Genomic DNA, 374 nt, shown 5'->3' on the forward strand with positions numbered 1-374 from the left:
CGGCGGGAAGGGCCTGCATCAGTCGGCCCCGGGCCACGACCAACGCCGCCGCATCACCGAGCGACAGCACCCCGGCCACGTGCGCGGCAGCGATCTCACCGATCGAATGACCGACCAGCACGTCCGCCCGCACACCCCAGAGCGACAGCAGCGCGAGCAACGCCACCTCGACGGCGAACAACGCCGGCAGCGCGTACCCGGTGCGGTGGATCAGCTCCTCGTCCGCCAGCACCTCCGCCCGGTGAGCGAGCGCGGCACGGCGGATCGACGCCGCGCCGAGTGCCACCGGGTGAGCAGCGCCCACCTCGGCGCTGTCGATCAGCTGTTGAGCCTGAGCACGCAGGGACGCCTCGTCCGTACCGGACAACAGCACC

1 protein-coding gene is annotated in these 374 nt (G+C 72.2%); it reads right to left on the bottom strand.

All coding sequences use genetic code 11. The features are described 5' to 3' along the window. Window positions 1–374, bottom strand: a 374-nt coding sequence (locus PUR56_RS12415; RefSeq protein WP_329948930.1) for an acyltransferase domain-containing protein, incomplete at both ends; no start/stop codon positions are given.

The organism is Streptomyces sp. BE303, from assembly GCF_036290945.1.
GTDB lineage: Bacteria > Actinomycetota > Actinomycetes > Streptomycetales > Streptomycetaceae > Kitasatospora.